At 52.0% G+C, this 19,388-nt stretch carries 13 protein-coding genes; 9 read left to right on the forward strand and 4 right to left on the reverse strand.

The annotated features are described in order from the left end of the window. Positions 1-387: 387 nt before the first annotated feature. The 4 genes from CIK92_RS06005 to CIK92_RS06020 all read left to right on the forward strand — a co-directional run bounded on the left by CIK92_RS06005 (position 388) and on the right by CIK92_RS06020 (position 4,888). On the forward strand, positions 388-987 hold the full coding sequence (locus tag CIK92_RS06005; protein WP_336385642.1) for a sugar transferase: 600 nt from the start codon (positions 388-390) through the stop codon (positions 985-987). A 14-nt stretch (positions 988-1,001) separates the two neighbouring features. Next, entirely contained in the window at positions 1,002-1,874 is an 873-nt protein-coding gene (gene rfbA, locus CIK92_RS06010; protein WP_094387115.1) for a glucose-1-phosphate thymidylyltransferase RfbA, read from the forward strand. Positions 1,875-1,887: 13 nt separating this feature from the next. Next, positions 1,888-4,392 (forward strand): tyrosine-protein kinase, encoded by a 2,505-nt coding sequence (locus tag CIK92_RS06015; RefSeq protein WP_094388485.1) that lies wholly within the window; start codon positions 1,888-1,890, stop codon positions 4,390-4,392. A gap of 64 nt (positions 4,393-4,456) precedes the next feature. Further along, a complete protein-coding gene (locus tag CIK92_RS06020) occupies positions 4,457-4,888 on the forward strand; it encodes a BT0820 family HAD-type phosphatase (RefSeq protein ID WP_094388486.1) in 432 nt (143 codons plus the stop codon). Between the two features lie 34 nt (positions 4,889-4,922). Here the strand turns inward: CIK92_RS06020 and CIK92_RS06025 are convergent, their stop codons facing one another. Continuing rightward, complete coding sequence (locus CIK92_RS06025; RefSeq protein ID WP_022310204.1) at positions 4,923-6,224, reverse strand: NCS2 family permease; 1,302 nt, start codon at positions 6,222-6,224, stop codon at positions 4,923-4,925. A gap of 321 nt (positions 6,225-6,545) precedes the next feature. Here CIK92_RS06025 and CIK92_RS06030 point away from each other — a divergent pair, with 321 nt between their 5' ends. From CIK92_RS06030 to thrA, 4 genes are all read left to right on the forward strand, one after another. Next, positions 6,546-6,941, forward strand: a complete 396-nt coding sequence (locus CIK92_RS06030) for an FKBP-type peptidyl-prolyl cis-trans isomerase (RefSeq protein ID WP_094387122.1) — start codon at positions 6,546-6,548, stop codon at positions 6,939-6,941. 248 nt (positions 6,942-7,189) lie between these two features. After that, positions 7,190-8,959 (forward strand): 30S ribosomal protein S1, encoded by a 1,770-nt coding sequence (rpsA, locus tag CIK92_RS06035; RefSeq protein ID WP_094387117.1) that lies wholly within the window; start codon positions 7,190-7,192, stop codon positions 8,957-8,959. Between the two features lie 166 nt (positions 8,960-9,125). Continuing rightward, positions 9,126-11,108, forward strand: a complete 1,983-nt coding sequence (gene rho / locus CIK92_RS06040) for a transcription termination factor Rho (RefSeq protein ID WP_094388487.1) — start codon at positions 9,126-9,128, stop codon at positions 11,106-11,108. A gap of 218 nt (positions 11,109-11,326) precedes the next feature. Next, on the forward strand, positions 11,327-13,762 hold the full coding sequence (thrA, locus tag CIK92_RS06045) for a bifunctional aspartate kinase/homoserine dehydrogenase I (protein WP_094388488.1): 2,436 nt from the start codon (positions 11,327-11,329) through the stop codon (positions 13,760-13,762). Between the two features lie 78 nt (positions 13,763-13,840). Here thrA and CIK92_RS06050 read toward each other — a convergent pair whose 3' ends face one another. Both CIK92_RS06050 and CIK92_RS06055 read right to left on the reverse strand, forming a co-directional pair. Next, positions 13,841-16,072 (reverse strand): M48 family metallopeptidase, encoded by a 2,232-nt coding sequence (locus tag CIK92_RS06050; protein WP_094388489.1) that lies wholly within the window; start codon positions 16,070-16,072, stop codon positions 13,841-13,843. Between the two features lie 25 nt (positions 16,073-16,097). Further along, a complete protein-coding gene (locus tag CIK92_RS06055; RefSeq protein ID WP_094388490.1) occupies positions 16,098-16,979 on the reverse strand; it encodes an ABC transporter substrate-binding protein in 882 nt (293 codons plus the stop codon). Positions 16,980-17,073: 94 nt separating this feature from the next. On the opposite strand from CIK92_RS06055, the gene radA reads away from it, so the two are divergent. Next, positions 17,074-18,477: a DNA repair protein RadA gene (gene radA, locus CIK92_RS06060; protein ID WP_022310212.1), complete on the forward strand. Its 1,404-nt coding sequence runs from the start codon at positions 17,074-17,076 to the stop codon at positions 18,475-18,477. Between the two features lie 88 nt (positions 18,478-18,565). Here the strand turns inward: radA and queC are convergent, their stop codons facing one another. Continuing rightward, on the reverse strand, positions 18,566-19,225 hold the full coding sequence (gene queC, locus CIK92_RS06065) for a 7-cyano-7-deazaguanine synthase QueC (RefSeq protein ID WP_094387121.1): 660 nt from the start codon (positions 19,223-19,225) through the stop codon (positions 18,566-18,568). Positions 19,226-19,388 lie beyond the last annotated feature (163 nt).

A 19,388-nucleotide genomic window follows, 5' to 3' on the forward strand; every position in this document is an offset into this window, starting at 1 on the left:
TAATACCAATGTATCGCAGCGGCAGGCACTGAGCTGGCCTTCCCATGGCCTCTCCGTGAAACTCATAAGGGGAACCGAATGCACAACTTAAAGTTGCATGAGACCAACCAGATAGAAAAGCAATCGCACCATGGGTTTTTCCTGCCATCAAAAAAAATGGCCGACGATGAATATTTTTTTTAATTATAATAAGGAGAAATCCGAATTATTATATTACCTTTGCATAGATTACGCACGATATAAGCCCATGCTATTGCCATAGCTGCACAATGGTCATAATCGATGCCGCAGAAACAAAAACCATACAACATGCCACAACATATAAGCACAGTCGAAAACACCCTTAAAACTGAAGCAATAGCAGAGGACCAGAAAAATCCCTTGTTAATGCTGTCCAACAGAACCATAAAGCGTACATTCGACTTGTTTGCTGGTCTATTGGTATGTATCATCTCCCTACCCTTCCTGCCCATCATCGCGCTAATCATCAAGATGCAGAGCCGCGGCCCCATAGTGTTCAAGCAGGAGCGCACCGGTCTTGACGGCAAGACATTTGTATGCTACAAGTTTCGCACCATGCGTCTGAATGACGAGTGCGACACACTTCAGGCCACAGCCAATGATCCACGCATATTCCCCTTTGGCAGTTTCATGCGCCGCACACATATCGACGAAATCCCCAATTTCATCAATGTAATCAAGGGCGACATGAGCATTATCGGCCCACGCCCCCACATGCTCTACCACACCAGAAAATACACCCAGTTGATAGACAACTACATGGACCGTCATCGCTGCAAGCCCGGCATTACGGGATATTCACAGGTGCTGGGACTGAGCGGAGAAACTCCCGAGGTGTGGCAAATGGCAGAGAGAGTGAAACACGACATATGGTACATCAAGCATTGGTCAATAGGATTAGACCTATGGATACTCTATCGCACAGTGGTAGTCACTTTCTGCAAGAGAAGACAGAATAATATCTAAAACGAAATAACAAGGTGAAAGGTATAGTACTTGCTGGCGGTTCAGGCACTCGCCTCTACCCCATAACCAAAGGCATTAGCAAACAGCTGATACCTATCTTTGACAAGCCGATGATATATTACCCCATCTCGGCTCTGATGCTCGCTGGCATACGCGAGATTCTCATCATCTCCACCCCTTACGACCTCCCAGGCTTCCGCCGACTGCTCGGTGACGGCAGCGAACTGGGCGTCAAGTTTGAATACGCCGAGCAGCCAAGCCCCGACGGACTGGCCCAGGCTTTCATCATCGGCGAGAAGTTTATCGGCAATGACTCCGTCTGCCTCGTCCTTGGCGACAACATCTTCTATGGAGCCGGCTTCAGTGGCCTGCTCCACCAGAGTGTCACCAATGTAGAGCAAGACGGCATGGCTACCGTCTTCGGTTATTACGTCAACGACCCAGAGCGCTATGGCGTGGCTGAGTTTGACGCCGATGGCAACTGCCTCTCCATCGAGGAAAAGCCACAGCATCCCAAGAGCAATTACGCCGTTGTGGGACTATACTTCTATCCCAACAGCGTGGTAGAGATAGCCAAAAACATCAAGCCCAGTGCTCGCGGCGAGCTCGAGATTACTACCGTCAACCAGGAATATCTCAACCGCCATCAGCTGAAGGTGCTTACCCTCCAGCGCGGATTCGCCTGGCTCGACACCGGTACCCACGACAGTCTGAGCGAGGCCAGTACCTTCATCGAGGTAATAGAGAAACGTCAGGGCCTCAAGGTGGCTTGTCTCGAAGAGATCGCCTACAAGCAGGGATGGATAGACGCTGACCAGCTCAGAGAACTGGCCAAGCCCATGCTCAAAAACCAATACGGACAATATCTCTTATCATTGACAAAATAAAAACTTAAATAAAATGGAATACGTAAAAAATGGAATGCCCGAAGAAATTCGAGACCAGGAAAAGAGTTCGCTGAACTATCAAGATGTTATCCGGATAGCCGTACTCTATTGGAAATGGTTCTTACTTTCTGTGATTATCTGTGTAGGAATCGCAGCCGTATATCTGCGCTACACCACACCTGTCTATCAAGCCACCACCAAGATGCTCATCAAGAATGATGACAACAATGCACGCAGCCGCACCGGCAGCCGCATTGCCCAGGCAGCCAACCTGGGATTCATGGAGGCAAGTGACGGTTTTGACAACGAAATGGAGATCATCACCTCGCGTCTGCTGGCCGAACAGGCAGCAAGAGACCTGAAGCTCTACACTACCTATTATATAAAAGGTAAGATTAAGGCACAGATAGCCTACCACAACAATCCCGTCAATGTGGATGTAGACCCCACTCACCTGGAGATGCTGAAGGCTCCCGTGAAGCTGACCATCAAGTATGAGAATGGACAGTACAACGTGACAGGCACCTACACCAAGCCTCTCGTAGAGGGTACCAAGGGCGTGGAATACAAGATAGACAAGAAATTCAAGAACCTGCCAGCCACCTTCGGTACCAAAGTAGGTGTGATTACCCTCTCACGCAATGCCTGCCCCCAGATGCGCGAAGGCGACATCATGAAGGCAGTTATCGTGTCTCCCCACATGATGTCATACAAGTATCAGAAGTCGCTCAACGTATCTCCCACATCCAAGACGACCACCATCGCCAAGCTCACACTCAACGACGAAGTGCCTATGCGCGCTACCGACTATCTGCGCCAGCTGGCCGTAGTCTACAACCGCCAGGCCAATGAGGACAAGAATGAGGTGGCTCGCCGTACCGAGGAGTTTATCAACAACCGTATCGAAAAGCTCAACGCCGAGCTGGGCAGCACCGAAGGGTCTCTGGAGAGCTACAAGAAGCGCAACCAGCTGGTTGACATCAAGCTCAATGCAAGCCAGAACGTACTCAACGCAAGCCAATACCAGCAGAAGTTGTCTGAGGCCCAGATGCAGGTTGAACTTATCAACAGCCTGCGCGAGACTATGAATTCGAGCAAGGACTACGCCGTGCTGCCTGCCAATGTGGGTATCGCCGATGTAGCCGTAACCTCGCTCATCACGAAATACAATGAGATTTCTCTCAATCGCAGCCGTCTGCTCAATGGCGCCTCTGAGTCTTCGCCCACCGTCATCCCTCTTACCAATCAGCTTGACGAGCTCCGCCACAGCATCAGCGTGGCCATGAACCAGGCCAAGTTCAATGCCGAGATGCAGCTCAACAAGATTGAGAGCGAGTTGAACCGCAACTCTGGCAAGATGACTGAGACTCCAGAGCAGGAGCGCATCCTTACACAGATTGGCCGCCAGCAGGAAGTGAAGTCTGCCCTGTATGTGATGCTGCTGCAGAAGCGCGAAGAGAACTCCATCTCTCTGGCATCAACCGTGGACAAAGGCAAGCTCATCGACACTCCCGAGGTATTGGGCAAAATCAGTCCTAAGGGTAGCATCATATTGCTCATCTCTTTTGTATTGGGTATCGGTATTCCCGCCGGTCTGCTCTTCCTTATCCAGCTGTTGCGCTACAAGATTGAGGGACACGACGACGTGGAGAAGCTCACCAAGCTGCCTATCATCGCCGACGTTGCTGTGGCCAGCGATAGCGCCAAGACCAAGGCCGACATCGTGGTACACGAGAACAAGAACAATATGATGGAAGAAATTTTCCGTTCGATGCGTACCAACCTGCAGTTTATGATGAAGGAAGACGAGAAGGTCATCCTCTTCACCTCCACCACTTCGGGCGAAGGCAAGACCTTCAACTGCGCCAACCTCGCCATCAGTTTCGCACTGCTGGGCAAGAAGGTACTGCTCGTGGGACTCGACATCCGCAAGCCCCGACTGGCCGAGTTGTTTGAGATTAATGACAAGGTACACGGTATTACCAACCTTCTGGTCAAGGAGCATCCCACTTGGGCCGACATCAGCAAGCAGATACTGCCTTCAGAGGTAAACAGCAATCTGGAGCTGCTCATGGCTGGCCCCATTCCTCCCAACCCCGCAGAATTGGTAGCCCGCAAGAGCCTCGACGACATTATCAACGAACTGAAGGATCACTATGATTACATCCTTATCGACACCGCCCCTGTGGGTCTGGTTACCGATACGCTTCAGATTGGCCGCGTAGCCGACGCCACGGTATACATGTGCCGCGCCGACTATACCGCCAAGGAGAGCTTCAACCTCATCAACGAACTTTCGGAAACCAAGAAGCTGCCTAACATGTCCATTGTCCTCAACGGCGTAGACATGACCAAGAAGAAGTATGGCTACTACTATGGCTATGGCAAGTATGGCAAATACGGACACTATGGCAGATACGGCCGATATGGCAAGGGCTCGTATGGTTCATATGGTTCTTATGGCAATTACAGCAAGAGTCACTATGGTGACGCCAACGACGACTCCGTCAAGCACTAAGGTGCTTGGCGGGTCCGCCGCCGGCCTCCTCACGCGCGTATATATATAATAGGTATAAGAGACTATGACAATAGCCGTAGATTTTGATGGAACGATAGTCACCCACGAGTATCCGAAGATTGGCAAAGAACTTCCGTTTGCCACAGAGACGCTAAAGATGCTTATCAAGGAGCATCATAAACTGATACTGTGGACTGTCCGCGAAGGTGCGCTTCTCGACGAAGCCGTCAACTGGTGCCGCGAGCGTGGCGTTGAGTTTTACGCCATCAACAAAGACTATCCCGAAGAAAGACAAGAATGGAACAATCACTTCTCCCGCAAGCTGAAAGTAGACATGTGGATTGACGACCGTAACATCGGCGGTCTGCCCGATTGGGGACAGATTTACCAGATGATACACTACAACAAGACATGGCACGACATCATGCGCGAAGAGCGCAGGAGCCTGAGAGGAGAAAACGAAACACAAAAAAAGAAACATTGGTGGCAATTCTAACCACCAATGTTTCTTTTTTTATATCGTCCTCTGTCTATCCCACTACAAACTTCAGGATAAACAGGAGCGAGAGTATCACCAGCGTGACGCTTATATTCTTAAACTTACCAGTACATACCTTCATCACTACATAGCTCAAGATGCCCAAGCAGATGCCATCGGCTATGGAATAACACAACACCATCGTAATCATAGTGATAAACGAGGGGAAAGCCTCGGTGACATCATTGAGTTCTATCTTCTTCACCGAGTCAATCATCAGCACGCCCACCATAACCAGGGCACCACTTGTGGCAGCCGAAGGAATGAGCAGGAAAAGCGGAGACAGCAAGAGGGCTGCGATGAACAGGAATCCGGTAACCAGTGAGGTGAGACCCGTGCGACCGCCCTCGGCTATACCCGAAGCACTCTCGATATATGTAGTGACGGTACTGCTACCCAACATGGCTCCACAGGTAGTACCGATGGCATCGCTGAGCATGGCTTCCTTCACACGAGGAATAGAGCCGTCGGGGCGCACCACACCAGTCTTCTCCGCCAAGCCCACAAGCGTACCCACGGTATCAAAGATATTGATGATAAGCAGCGAGAAGATGACCACCAGCATATTGATATTGAAGAAACCATCAAAATCAAACTGGCAGAAAATCGGCGCTACCGAGTGGGGCTCCGACACAGGCAGCCACCCATCAGGCATCACCGTCACGCCCATCGGCAAACCTACCAGAGTAGCGATGATGATGGCGATGAAGAGAGCGCCCTTCACTCTACGGGCTGTGAGCACTCCGCTCAGCACTATGGCCACGATACCCAGGATAGCTTCGGGGGTGAAATTGCCCAAAGCCACAAAGGTGTCGGGATTGGCCACCACGATGCCGGCGTTTTTCAGTCCGATAAAGGCTATAAACATACCTATTCCCGCCGAAATGGAGTAGCGCAAGTTGCGAGGGATGCTGTCCAGAATCTTCTCACGCACGTTCATAAACGTGATGAGGATGAAGACTACGCCCTCTACAACCAATGCCGCCAACGACTGTTGCCACGACAGGTGCATAGCCTGACACATGGTAAAGGCAAAGAAGGCATTGAGACCCATACTTGGAGCTTGGGCAAACGGCAACTTGGCCATGAACGCAAGCAACAGGGTGGAAATGGCCGCCGCGAGGGCTGTGGCTGTGAAGAGAGCGCCTTTGTCCATACCCGTAGTGGCCAGAATTGCAGGATTGACAGCAAGGATGTAGCTCATTGTCAGAAAAGTGGTAGCGCCGGCCACAACCTCCGTGCGCACACTTGCCTTGGCACTATCAAATCCAAGGGCTTTGGTTAAAATATTCATTAATTCACTATAAATTAGGATTATACATCTGCTTAATGATGATGCAAAAATAATAAGAAACGCCAAAACAGGCAAAAGTATAACCAAGAATATTCATAAAAACCACTTATCCTGCTACTTGGCGCTTCATTTCCACCTTATTTTATATGACGGGCGTTTCACTCTTCCGCCCCCACACCTTCAGCGCAGCTCCAACTACCTGTGGCCCTTATTCTCTATCGCAAAGCCGCCATCTTCAGCACCTTAGCCACTATTATTCTTGACTTTTATGCCAATATGATTGTTATTATGTATACCTTTGCAGTCGAAAAAACATTCATTATGGCAAAGAGAGCATACATAGAGAAAAACAAGGCATGGCTGGAAGACAAAGCCCGCGAAGAAGGCGTACTCCAGCTGCCGCGCGGTGTGTACTATCGCATCATCCACAGCGGAGAAGGCACTACCCATCCTTCACCCAGAAGTATCATCACAGCCCACTACCGCGGCTCCACCATCGACGGTCATACCTTCGACTCGAGTTATGGCGGCACGCCACTGGCCATCAGGCTCTGCGACCTAATAGACGGTTGGATTGTGGCACTGCAGCAGATGGTCGTCGGCGACAAGTGGGAACTGTACATCCCGGCAGAGATGGGCTACGGCAAATTCTCCCAACCCGGAATCCCTGGCGGTTCTACCCTCATCTTCGAGATTGAACTCTTGGGAATCGGCTGATACAAGCCACTTTTGCCCCATCAAGGCAGTCTGACCAATGGCCAACCCTCCTGTTTCGGAGACCATCATGGCCATCATCGGCACCATCATTGTTAAAAAAACCAAAATCGCGAACAAATAAACGGATATAGTTCCCCGTTTCACATTGAAAATTAGTAATTTTGCAACCGATTTGGTGTTTACTCACCTTATCATCGAGTTAATTAACATAATGTCTAACTTTTTTATTTATTTCATTTATTAATTTTATGTCAGATTTTAAGAACGTACAGCCGTTGGCAGACTTCAATTGGGACGAGTTTGAGAATGGCACTAATGCAGGCTCAAACATTGACGACATTCAGAAGGCTTACGACGAGACCCTCAACAAGGTTACAGAGCATCAGGTAGTAGAAGGTACCGTAATCTCTGCTGACAAGAAAGAGGTTATCGTTAACATCGGTTACAAGAGCGATGGTATCATTCCCGCTTCTGAATTCCGCTACAACCCCGACCTCAAGGTAGGTGACAAGGTTGAAGTTTACGTTGAGAACCAGGAGGACAAGAAGGGCCAGTTGGTTCTGTCTCACAAGAAGGCACGCCTGGCCAAGAGCTGGGACCGTGTTAACGAGGCTCTCGCTAACGACGAGGTTATTCAGGGCTACATCAAGTGCCGCACTAAGGGTGGTATGATTGTTGATGTATTCGGAATCGAAGCATTCTTGCCCGGTAGCCAGATTGACGTTCATCCAATACGCGACTACGATGTATTCGTAGGCAAGACCATGGAGTTCAAGATTGTCAAGATCAATCAGGAGTTCCGCAATGTGGTTGTTTCTCACAAGGCTCTTATCGAGGCCGAGCTTGAGGCACAGAAGAAGGACATCATCTCTAAACTTGAGAAGGGTCAGGTACTCGAGGGTACTGTTAAGAACATCACCTCTTATGGTGTATTCGTTGACCTCGGCGGTGTTGACGGACTCATCCACATCACCGACCTGTCTTGGGGCCGCGTAAGCGATCCTCACGAGGTAGTAGAGCTCGACCAGAAGATCAACGTTGTTATCCTCGACTTCGATGAGGAGAAGAAGCGTATCGCTCTCGGTCTGAAGCAGCTTACTCCCCACCCATGGGAGGCTCTGGATGCCAACCTGAAGGTAGGCGACCACGTCAAGGGCAAGGTAGTCGTTATCGCTGACTACGGTGCATTCGTTGAGATTCAGCCCGGCGTTGAAGGTCTTATCCACGTTAGCGAGATGTCTTGGAGCCAGCACCTCCGCTCTGCTCAGGACTTCCTGCACGTAGGCGACGAGGTAGAGGCAGTTATCCTGACCCTCGACCGCGAGGAGCGCAAGATGAGCCTCGGTATCAAGCAGCTCAAGGAAGATCCATGGCAGAGCATCGATACCAAGTATCCTATCGGCAGCAAGCACACCGCTAAGGTTTGCAACTTCACCAACTTCGGTATCTTCGTAGAGCTTGAGGAAGGTGTTGACGGCCTTATCCACATCTCTGACCTCTCTTGGACCAAGAAGGTTAAGCATCCTTCTGAGTTCACACAGGTAGGCGCTGAGATTGAGGTTGTTGTGCTCGAGATAGACAAGGAGAACCGTCGTCTGAGCCTCGGCCACAAGCAGCTCGAGGAGAATCCTTGGGATGTTTACGAGACTCTGTACACTGCAGGTTCTGTACACCAGGGCAAGATTACCGAGATGATGGACAAGGGTGCCGTTATCACTCTCAACGAGGGTGGTGAAGGCTTCGCTACTCCCAAGCACTTGGTTAAGGAAGACGGCTCACAGGCTAAGCTCGGTGAGGAACTCCCATTCAAGGTTATCGAGTTCAACAAGAACTCTCGCCGCATCATCCTTTCACACTCTCGTACATTCGAGGATGAGAAGGAAGAGGTTAAGCCCGTACGCAAGCACGCTGCCAAGAAGCAGGACACTCCTGTTATCAACAACGTTGCTGCCAGCACATCACTCGGCGACCTCGATGTATTGGCCGAACTGAAGCAGAAGATGGAGAAGGGCGAGTAATATCAGCCTAACCCATTAAAAAATAAAGAAAGCCCGCAAAATTTTTGCGGGCTTTCTTTTTTATTCCAACGATTATTAGTAACTTTGCAGACACATTTAAGATGTACCAAGAATGTTTCATCCCTTGAAACATTATTTTATATAACCACATCACATATTAATATATATGTATAGCAAAGAAGAACTGATAGCAAAAGCTATTCCTGAACTGTTGGATATTGCGCACAGCATGGGTGCTGTGACCACAGGCAACAGCGACCAGGAGAGCCTCGCCTATGCCATTCTGGACAAGCAGGCAGAAGACGAAGGCAATAAAAATCCACTTGGAGCCAAACGCCGTAGAACACGCATCATCAAGAAGGAAAGCGACAAAGTATATACCGTGAATGGGAAAGAAGGCGAGAACTTCGACTTGAAGAAAAACATCAACACCCACAAGGAAGAACCCGGACTTTTTGCCAACGAAGAGTTGCTCAACAAAGACGCCGAGACTCCAGTCGTGGCTGATGAAGAGCCTATCGAGAAGCCCAAGCGTCGCACACGCAAGACCACCAAGAAAGAGGCTGAGGAAGCCACTCCTTCAGAAGAAACACCCGTAAAGGACGAGCCCGCTACCGAGGAGCCCGCTACTGCTGTTCAGGCAGAGACTCCCCAGGCCAGTGAGCCCGAAGCTCCCGAGCAGGTAGAAGAGCCCCAGGCAGAGCAAGCCGACTTCGTTCCCGAAGCCCAGTTTGCCATGGGCGACCAGCCCGCTGCAGAAGAGGGCGACAGCGAAGGACTGATAGCCAAGTTGCAGGCAAAAATCAACGCCCACAACGAGAACATCGACAACAGCCCGATGGTTACCAACGACGTATGGGAAGGCGACCCCGGTGATGGCACCGATTTCATCATCACCCACGACCTGCCCATCGAAGACGAAGGTGTCGTGCCCACCTACGACATGTTCGATAATCCCACTACCCCCGTCAACAATACCGTACAGTCATACCAGCAGCCCGTGCAGGAGAATGTTACCAAATACGACTTCTCCGACATCATCACTGCCAATGGCGTGCTCGAAGTTATGCAGGACGGTTACGGCTTCCTGCGCTCAAGCGACTACAATTACCTCTCTTCTCCTGACGATGTCTATGTTTCCAACGCCCAGGTGAAGCATTACGGACTGAAGACAGGCGATGTAGTCCAGTGCCATGTACGTCCACCCCATGAGGGCGAGAAGTATTTCCCCCTTACCAGCATAGACAAAATCAACGGACGCGAGCCCGCAGAAGTCAGAGACCGCATCCCGTTCGAACACCTTACCCCACTCTTCCCCGACGAGAAATTTACACTCTGTGGCGACCGCGCCACGACCAACCTCTCTACCCGCATAGTAGACCTCTTCTCTCCTATCGGTAAGGGACAGCGCGCCCTCATCGTGGCCCAGCCCAAGACGGGTAAGACCATACTGATGAAGGATATCGCCAATGCCATAGCAGCCAACCATCCCGAGGCCTACCTCATGATGCTGCTCATCGACGAGCGTCCTGAGGAGGTTACCGACATGGCCCGCACCGTCAATGCCGAGGTTATCGCCTCTACCTTTGACGAGCCTGCCGAGCGCCATGTCAAGATAGCCGGCATCGTGCTCGAGAAGGCCAAGCGCATGGTCGAATGTGGCCACGATGTTGTCATCTTCCTCGACTCCATCACCCGTCTGGCCCGCGCCTATAACACCGTTTCCCCTGCCTCTGGCAAGGTGCTCACCGGTGGTGTCGACGCCAATGCCCTGCAGAAGCCCAAGCGTTTCTTCGGAGCCGCGCGCAACATCGAAGGCGGCGGTTCGCTCACCATCATTGCCACCGCTCTCATCGACACCGGCAGCAAGATGGACGAGGTTATCTTCGAGGAATTCAAGGGTACCGGCAACATGGAGTTGCAGCTCGACCGCTCACTCAGCAACAAGCGCATCTTCCCTGCCGTCAACCTGGTGGCATCAAGCACACGCCGCGACGACCTGCTGCAAGACCAGTTTACGCTCGACCGCATGTGGGTATTGCGCAAGCATTTCAGCGACATGAACTCTTTCGAGGCTATGAACGAAATCCACGATACTATGGTAAGAACCAAGGACAACAACGAGTTCTTGATTGCCATGAACGGATAAGCAGCAATACATATTACGACTATCATCGAGGGAACCGTCTTTACGAGACAGTTCCCTCGATGCGTATATAAACTTCTATTAACTGTTCACGAAGCAAAAAAACATGGTCATATCCTTTGTCCTGCCCAAGACTTTCTGTAACTTTGTACCCAAGTTCTGCACCGCCCCATTCGTAACGGGGATGCACAATAATAACCACATAAACATATTGACCGGATATGAAAGTATTGAAATTCGGCGGTACATCAGTAGGTTCCGTCAAGAGTATTCTGAGTGTAAAAAGCATTGTTGAAAAGGAAGCCAAACGCCAGCCCGTCATCGTCGTCGTCAGTGCGTTGGGAGGTATCACCGACAAACTGATTTCCACCTCCAAACTGGCTGAGAACGGCGACGACAAGTGGAAACAGTCATTCGATGAAATCGTTGACCGTCACTACATGATGATTGACACCGTCATTACTGACAACACCGCACGCGAGCAGCTTTTTGCTACCATTGATATATTATTAGACCAGCTGAAGAGCATCTTCTTCGGCGTTTATCTGGTCCACGACCTCAGCAAGAAATCTTACGACACCATCGTCAGCTATGGCGAGCGCATCAGCTCCCACATCGTTGCAGCCATGATACGCGGAGCCCGCCGTGTCAACTCCCTCGACTTCATCGTCACCGAGCAGAAGAACGGCCGCCACATTCTGGACAGCGACCTGACCCACAAGCGTGTGTGCGAAACCTTTGCCAACCTCTCGCGCATCTCTATCGTGCCCGGCTTTATCAGCCGCGACCGCGACACCCACGACATCACCAATCTGGGTCGTGGCGGCTCCGACTATACCGCCGCCATCATCGCCGCCTCGCTCGATGCCGACGTACTGGAGATATGGACCGATGTCGACGGTTTTATGACCGCCGACCCGCGCGTCATCAAGAACGCCTATACCATCAGCGAGCTCAGCTACATCGAGGCAATGGAGCTCTGCAACTTCGGCGCCAAGGTTATCTATCCGCCCACCATCTACCCCGTTTGCGTCAAGAATATCCCTATCAAGGTCAAGAACACCTTCAACCCCGGAAACCCTGGCACCATCATCAAGCAGCAGATAGCCAATGACTTCAAGCCCATCAAGGGTATTTCGAGCATCAGTGGCACCACGCTTATCACTGTGGCTGGTCTGTCTATGGTTGGCGTCATCGGTGTCAACCAGCGCATCTTTACCGCACTGACCAACGGTGGCATCTCCGCGTTCATGGTTTCCCAGGCTTCATCCGAGAACTCCACCTCCATCGGTGTCCGCGACGCCGATGCCGAAGAGGCTGTCAACGTGTTGAACAGCGAATTTGCCAAGGAGATAGAGACCGGAGCCATGTTTCCCATGCACGCTGAAGGCGGACTTGCCACGGTGGCCATCGTCGGCGAAAACATGCGCCATACGCCTGGCGTGGCGGGCAAACTGTTTGGCACGCTGGGACGTAGCGGTATCTCTGTCATCGCCTGTGCCCAGGGAGCCTCTGAGACCAATATCTCCTTTGTCATCCAAGGCAAATCTCTGCGCAAGGCGCTTAACGTCTTGCACGACTCGTTCTTCCTGTCCGACTATAAGGTGCTCAACCTCTTCATCTGCGGTATCGGCACCGTAGGCAGCATGCTCATCGAGCAGATACGCAGCCAGTATGAAGAACTCAAGGAGCACTCGCGCCTCAAGCTCAATGTCGTGGGAATAGCCTCGTCCAAGAATGCCATCTTCGACCGCGACGGACTGGATCTCAGCCACTACAAAGAGATGCTGCAACAGTCATCGCCAAGCAATATAGAACTGTTGAAGGAGAAGATATTGGGAATGAACATCTTCAATTCCGTGTTCGTCGACTGCACCGCAAGCAAGGATGTGGCACAGATTTACCAGACCCTGCTCGAGCACAACATCAATGTGGTTGCCGCCAACAAGATTGCGGCTTCGTCAGACTATCAGAGCTATATCCGACTGAAGAACACGGCGCTGGAGCGTGGCGTCATCTATCGCTTTGAGACCAATGTGGGCGCCGGACTGCCCATCATCGGCACCATCAATGACCTGCGCAACTCGGGCGACAAGATACTCAAGATTGAGGCGGTGCTCAGTGGCACGCTCAACTACATCTTCAACGAACTGTCTGCCACCGTCCCATTCTCCGAGACCGTAAGATTGGCCAAGGAGAACGGCTATTCTGAGCCCGACCCCCGTATCGACCTCAGTGGCACCGACGTGATACGCAAGCTGGTCATCCTCACCCGCGAAGCCGGCTATCAGATAGAGCAGGCCGACGTAGAGAAGCATCTCTTTATCCCCCAGCAGATGTTTGAGGGCAGTACCGATGATTTCTGGGCCAAGCTGCCCTCCTTGGACAAGCAGTTTGAAGCCAAGCGTCAGCAACTGGAAGCCGAGGGGAAGCGTTGGCGCTTCGTGGCAGAGATGGAGAACGGTGCGGCCAAGGTCTCTCTCAAAGAGGTGGCCAAGGGCCATCCCTTCTACAATCTGCAGGGCTCCAACAATATCGTGATGCTTACCACCGAGCGTTACAAGGAGTTCCCCATGCTTATACAGGGCTATGGAGCCGGCGCCGGGGTCACCGCAGCCGGAGTCTTTGCCAACATCATGTCTATAGCCAACATCTGATTAGTAGTCACTATACGCTAAGAGGGTACAAAGCCAATCACTTTGTACCCTCTTAGCGTATATATATGTATGTGTCGATTACTCTGGACGCACATCCACCGCGTCGGCCATCAGGTGCATGGCGGTCTCGTCGATGCCCTGACTCTGCAGCAAGTTTATGTCGGCCTCAAACGAGGAGTAGATGCTACGGCTTATACCCTTGTCGCGCCTGCCTGCCATAGCGAGATAGGCTCTGAACACCTCCACGGCTTCTGCCACTCGTCCCGACAACCACAGACTGTACCCATAGTTCAGACGGTCATCGGCATTGTCAGGACATTTGGCACATAGCTTCTCATACTCAGCCACAGCCTGCTCACTGTTGCCCTGGTTCATCATGCCCCACAGCATCACACGCACCACATCCATGTTGTCGGGATTGTTGTAGTACAGTTTGTGCAATGTCGGCATCGCCTCCTCCACCCTGCCCGACATCACCAGACACAGAGAGCGGTTAAGCAGATAGTTCACATTGTCCTCATGGATGCCTGCCAGACGGTCATAGCAACTCAGTGCTGCCAGATAGTCCTTGCGGTCCAGACGACTATGGGCGGCGCCACGCAGCACATACTCGTTGTCGGGATATTCGGCCACCATCACATCATACATCGTCGCAGCCGTAGCCTTGTCGCCATGCTGCCACAGGTAGTGGGCGACAAACAGACGGTCAGACAGTCTCAATGGCATTGGCACTGCTGCAAGCAGAGTCAGCACTGTGGTGTGATAATGTTCGTCCTTGCGCGTGTCCATGCTATCCATAAAGCGCAAGGCGTCATAGCACATTTCCTTATAACCATCCGTGTCGCCGAAGAGACGGTCGTCGGCAACGAAGACATTGACCACATCAGGCCGCTGACGCATCCTGAAACAATCGACGAAGTTGTCCTTCATCGCATACAACTGATGGAAACGGAAAAGGTCATGGAGATAATTGCGGCGGATAAACGAGGCCGATGTCATGTCTTCAGCAGCCATCGGCATGACGCCGCCCTTGTTTTCAATCATTGCCTTGCGCAGATTAGCGGGCAATTGGGTCATCATCTTGGAACACAAGATGACAAAAGAGTATTTGTCGTTGTCGCAGAAAGGAAGTGCAGAGAGCATGCTCTTTATCACCTCATGGGCATCTTCCGGTTCTGCGCTTCCCGAGTCTACAGATGGGTTGTCCCAGAAGAACGGCTCAAACCAGTGGCTTAACTTGGAGAAGAAGCTATAGCGCTTGGCTTGACAGAAACCGCCATAATAGATATCCCGCCCTTTGGCTGCCATCTCTTTCATTCGGTTCATGACCGTCTCCACTTCACTCATCATGTTTTCCGAATCCTCCGGATGCAGGATGTCATGAAGGTCAGACGATTGGGTGATATCCTTGGAGAGTTGGGCCAAATCCATATTCCCCTGCTTGAGCAGCGTAGGCATGATATCGCGCTTGATACACTCATCATCATACAGGGCATTGACGCTGGTCATGAGCTGTATCTGCATTTCTTTGAGATGCTCCACGCCTTTGTCGTGTTCTACTATCATATCCACCGTGCGCTTCTGGCCTTCCACCATCAGCGTCTGGTTGCCATCGAGCGACAAGGCCCAGCCCACCAGTGCCCGTTGGCGCACGCTTTCAGCCACATCAGCCACATAGACCGCCGCCAGCACCTCCAGTTTCTTCAGGTCGAAGACATTGACGCAGGCCAGCATGATGGCACCCACTATCCATTGGGCATCCACCGTATCGATGGCGGGCGAGGTGAGCAGCATCCTGTAGAACGACGCGTCGGCATCATTCCACTGGTTGGACAGCAGGATATGGTCAAACAGGCGCCCCATATACGCATCGTGCGCCTGCAGCAACTGCCGCCGATGTTCTTCCCGACTCTCGGGCGCCTCGAGCGAGAGCATGGCCATATCAGCCACATGGTCTTCCAACCGCTGCCTGATAGCGTCAGGGTCGAAATCAATGCGACTGGACGCCAGCCGATAGGCGGCGTCATGATAGGAAGGATTGTCTTTTTTCTTGAGTTCTACCTGTATGTTCTGGATTAGCCTATAGGTTTTGCCAATCATTTCGTCATACAAGTCATTGCGACGCTCGTCGGTATATCCACGGCGCATGAAGTCGAGCATCAGGCCATAGTTGCGGCGTATTTCATCGACATCACCCGAAAAGGCATACAATGTCTGTTGTTCTATCAACTTTGACAGGCGGGTCAATGTGTTTGAAAGCCGCCGATGAGCGTTGAAATCTTTCAGTATTGTCTGTATGGCATTATCCATAGCCACTGTGTCTTAGAGTGATTGCTTATCGCTGCTTGGGCAGGGCGATGTGCGGGTAAGAGTACTTGGGCAGCCTGTCTATGGTCTTGCCATCGGTATGGCAGACCGCCTTCACCAGGTCGGCATAATGCTTTACGCCATAGTGGTTGAGCGAATCACAGGCTCTGTTATATCCCTCGACAAACGCGGTGAGCTGCTTCACGCGCTTTTTGTCCTTCATCAGATGGGCACCTGTCACTACCACACCCAGATGTTCCTTCATTTTCCGGCTGTCTTCGATTACCGTGTGCTTGAACATCCTGGCTGTCGTGGCCTGTGGCTCTGTCAGCCACATGGCATCCATTTCGTTGTTTTTCAGCATATCCAGCCTTATGAGTACATCATTGATTTGCACCCTGAATACAGGTGCAGAGGTCTTGACACCGTCGAGGGCCTTGTCGGTGAGATAATCGGTTGCCGAGTAGCGGGTCATCGCCACCATCTTGTCGCCCAACTGCGCCGCCGTCTTGACACGCGCCGTGCGGTTGGCTATCAACTGCCAGTAGGCATCGGTAGGCCCCATCGTCAGAAGCCCCACCCCGTGCTTGGTCATATGCTCCACACGCTTCAGGTCGGTCACTGCCACCTCCACGCTTTTGCCTTTGAGCGCCGTGTCACAGTCTATCTGCGCATTACGCACCTTCAGCCTCAAGTCCACTTGCGTGCTGTCATACCAGTGTTTCTGTTTGGCCAGATACACAGGCATACAGTCGAGCGTAGGTAGCACCGCCACCTTGAGCGCAGCCGCTTCCTCTTGCGCCAATCGGGCTCTTTCTGCCCGGCTGAGTCTTACTTTCTCTTCATACGACTGGCCGCAAGCCGACAGCAAGACAATGACAGCAAGCAGGAATATTGGTTTATGTTTCATCTGTATTCACATATTTATTTATATGCAAAAGTAGCAATATTTTTTGATACAATAAAAAAACTTAGTACTTTTGTGGTAATCAATATACAAGACAATGGCCAAAGACAAGATAGCGTACGTCTGCTCGGAGTGCGGACAGGAATCGGCGAAATGGATAGGAAAATGTCCGAATTGCCACAAGTGGAACACTTTCAAAGAGATACGTATCTCAGCCGATACGGGCACCACTGCCGCCAAGTCGGCTGCGCAGACGCTCAATGCCCACCGCAGCGTGGGCGAGGGCCACAGCCATGCCCTGCGACTCCGCGACATCGCCGCCAAGGAAGACCCGCGCATCGACACCCACGACAGCGAGCTCAACCGTGTATTGGGTGGAGGCATTGTGCCCGGCAGCATCATCCTGTTGGGTGGCGAGCCCGGTATAGGCAAGTCTACCCTCACCCTGCAGACCATCCTACGCATGAGCGATATGGATATACTCTACGTGTCTGGCGAGGAGAGCCCGCACCAAATCAAGATGCGCGCCGAGCGTATCGGCAAGGGCAACAGTGCCCTCGACCACATCAGCATACTCTGCGAGACGTCGCTCGAGAATATCTTCGCCTGCATCAAGGAGGTCAAGCCCCAGCTGGTCATCATCGACTCGATACAGACCATATCCACCGACGACGCCGAGTCAAGCCCTGGCAGTGTGACTCAGATACGTGAGTGCGCCTCTTCACTGTTGCGGTTTGCCAAGACCAGCAGTATACCGGTCATCCTCATCGGACACATCACCAAGGAGGGTTCGCTCGCCGGCCCCAAGACGCTGGAACACATCGTAGATGCTGTCATCCAGTTTGAGGGCGACCAGCACTATATGTACCGCATCCTGCGCGGCATCAAAAACCGCTTTGGCAGCACCTCCGAACTGGGCATCTACGAGATGGAGCAAGACGGTCTGCGTCTGGTGGGCAACCCTTCAGAACTGTTACTCACCGAGGACCACGCGGGGCTGTCAGGCATAGCCATCAGTGCAGCCATCGAGGGCGTACGCCCCTTCCTCCTGGAGACCCAGGCACTGGTTTCGTCGGCAGCCTATGGCACTCCCCAGCGCTCGGCCACGGGTTTCGACCAGCGCCGACTCAACATGCTGCTCGCCGTATTGGAGAAGCGGGTGGGATTCAAGCTCATGCAGAAAGACGTGTTTCTCAATATCGCCGGCGGACTGAGAGTCACTGACATGGCGATGGACCTCAGCGTGATTGCCGCCGTATTGTCCAGCAACGTAGACACCCCCATCGAGGCTGGATGGTGCATGTGTGGCGAGGTGGGGCTCAGCGGCGAAGTGCGTGCCGTCAACCGCATAGAGCAGCGCATCGCCGAAGCCGAGAAGTTGGGCTTTACCGACATCGTCATCCCCGCCCTCAATCTGAAGAGCGTCAACCCACACAAATACAATATCAAGCTCCATCCCGTGCGTAAGGTCGAAGAAGCCCTGCGCGTCCTTTTCGGATAGAGCCTTCACCTCCGACAACAGCAAGAGCACCTTGGGCATACCGTAATGGATAGCCCAAGGTGCTCTTGCTGTTTATACGCCTCTCCCGTTATTCTTCGTCGTAGACGGTATGGTCTTCGATGCCGGCATCGGCCAGAGCCTCGATGCGCTCACGACAGGTACCACACTTGCCACAGTGATGCTCGCCACCCTTGTAGCAGCTCCAGGTCTCGGCATAGTCTATGCCCAACGCCTTGCCGTGGCGGGCTATGTCGCTCTTGGTAATCCCGGTATAGGGAGCCAGCACCTCTATGCCGGGATAGGTTCCCAGCCGCGTAGCTTCAGACATGGCGCTGACAAACTCAGGTCTGCAGTCGGGGTAGATGGTGTGGTCGCCGCCGTGATTGGCCATCATCACATATTTCAGCCCGTTCGACTCAGCCACACCTGCCGCTATCGAGAGCATGATGCCATTGCGGAAGGGCACAACGGTCGATTTCATATTCTCTTCATCATAGTTGCCCTCGGGGATGGCCTCGGCGCCCTCCAGGAGCGAACTCTTGAAATACTGGTGCATAAATCCCAGATTGATTACGATATGCTTGATGCCCAAGCGCTCGCAGTGCATGGCGGCAAAGGGAATCTCACGCGCATTGTGATTGCTGCCATAATCAAACGAGATACCCAGCGCTATACGCTCCTTGTATTCATAGAGCATGGTGATGCTGTCCATGCCTCCACTTACTATCAAAACAGAATCTTTGTTCATATTGCTTATTGTTATCACCCTGCAAAATTAGACAATAAATGGTTAATACCATCGTTTTGTTCCCGATTATTTTTGGTTTCATCATCGAGGGCACTACTTTTTTGCCCCATCCGTATAAAATTATTAAGGTGTAATGACTTTATCATCAAAAAAAGCACTAACT

It is taken from the genome of Prevotella sp. P4-67 (assembly GCF_002251325.1).
Lineage (GTDB): Bacteria > Bacteroidota > Bacteroidia > Bacteroidales > Bacteroidaceae > Prevotella.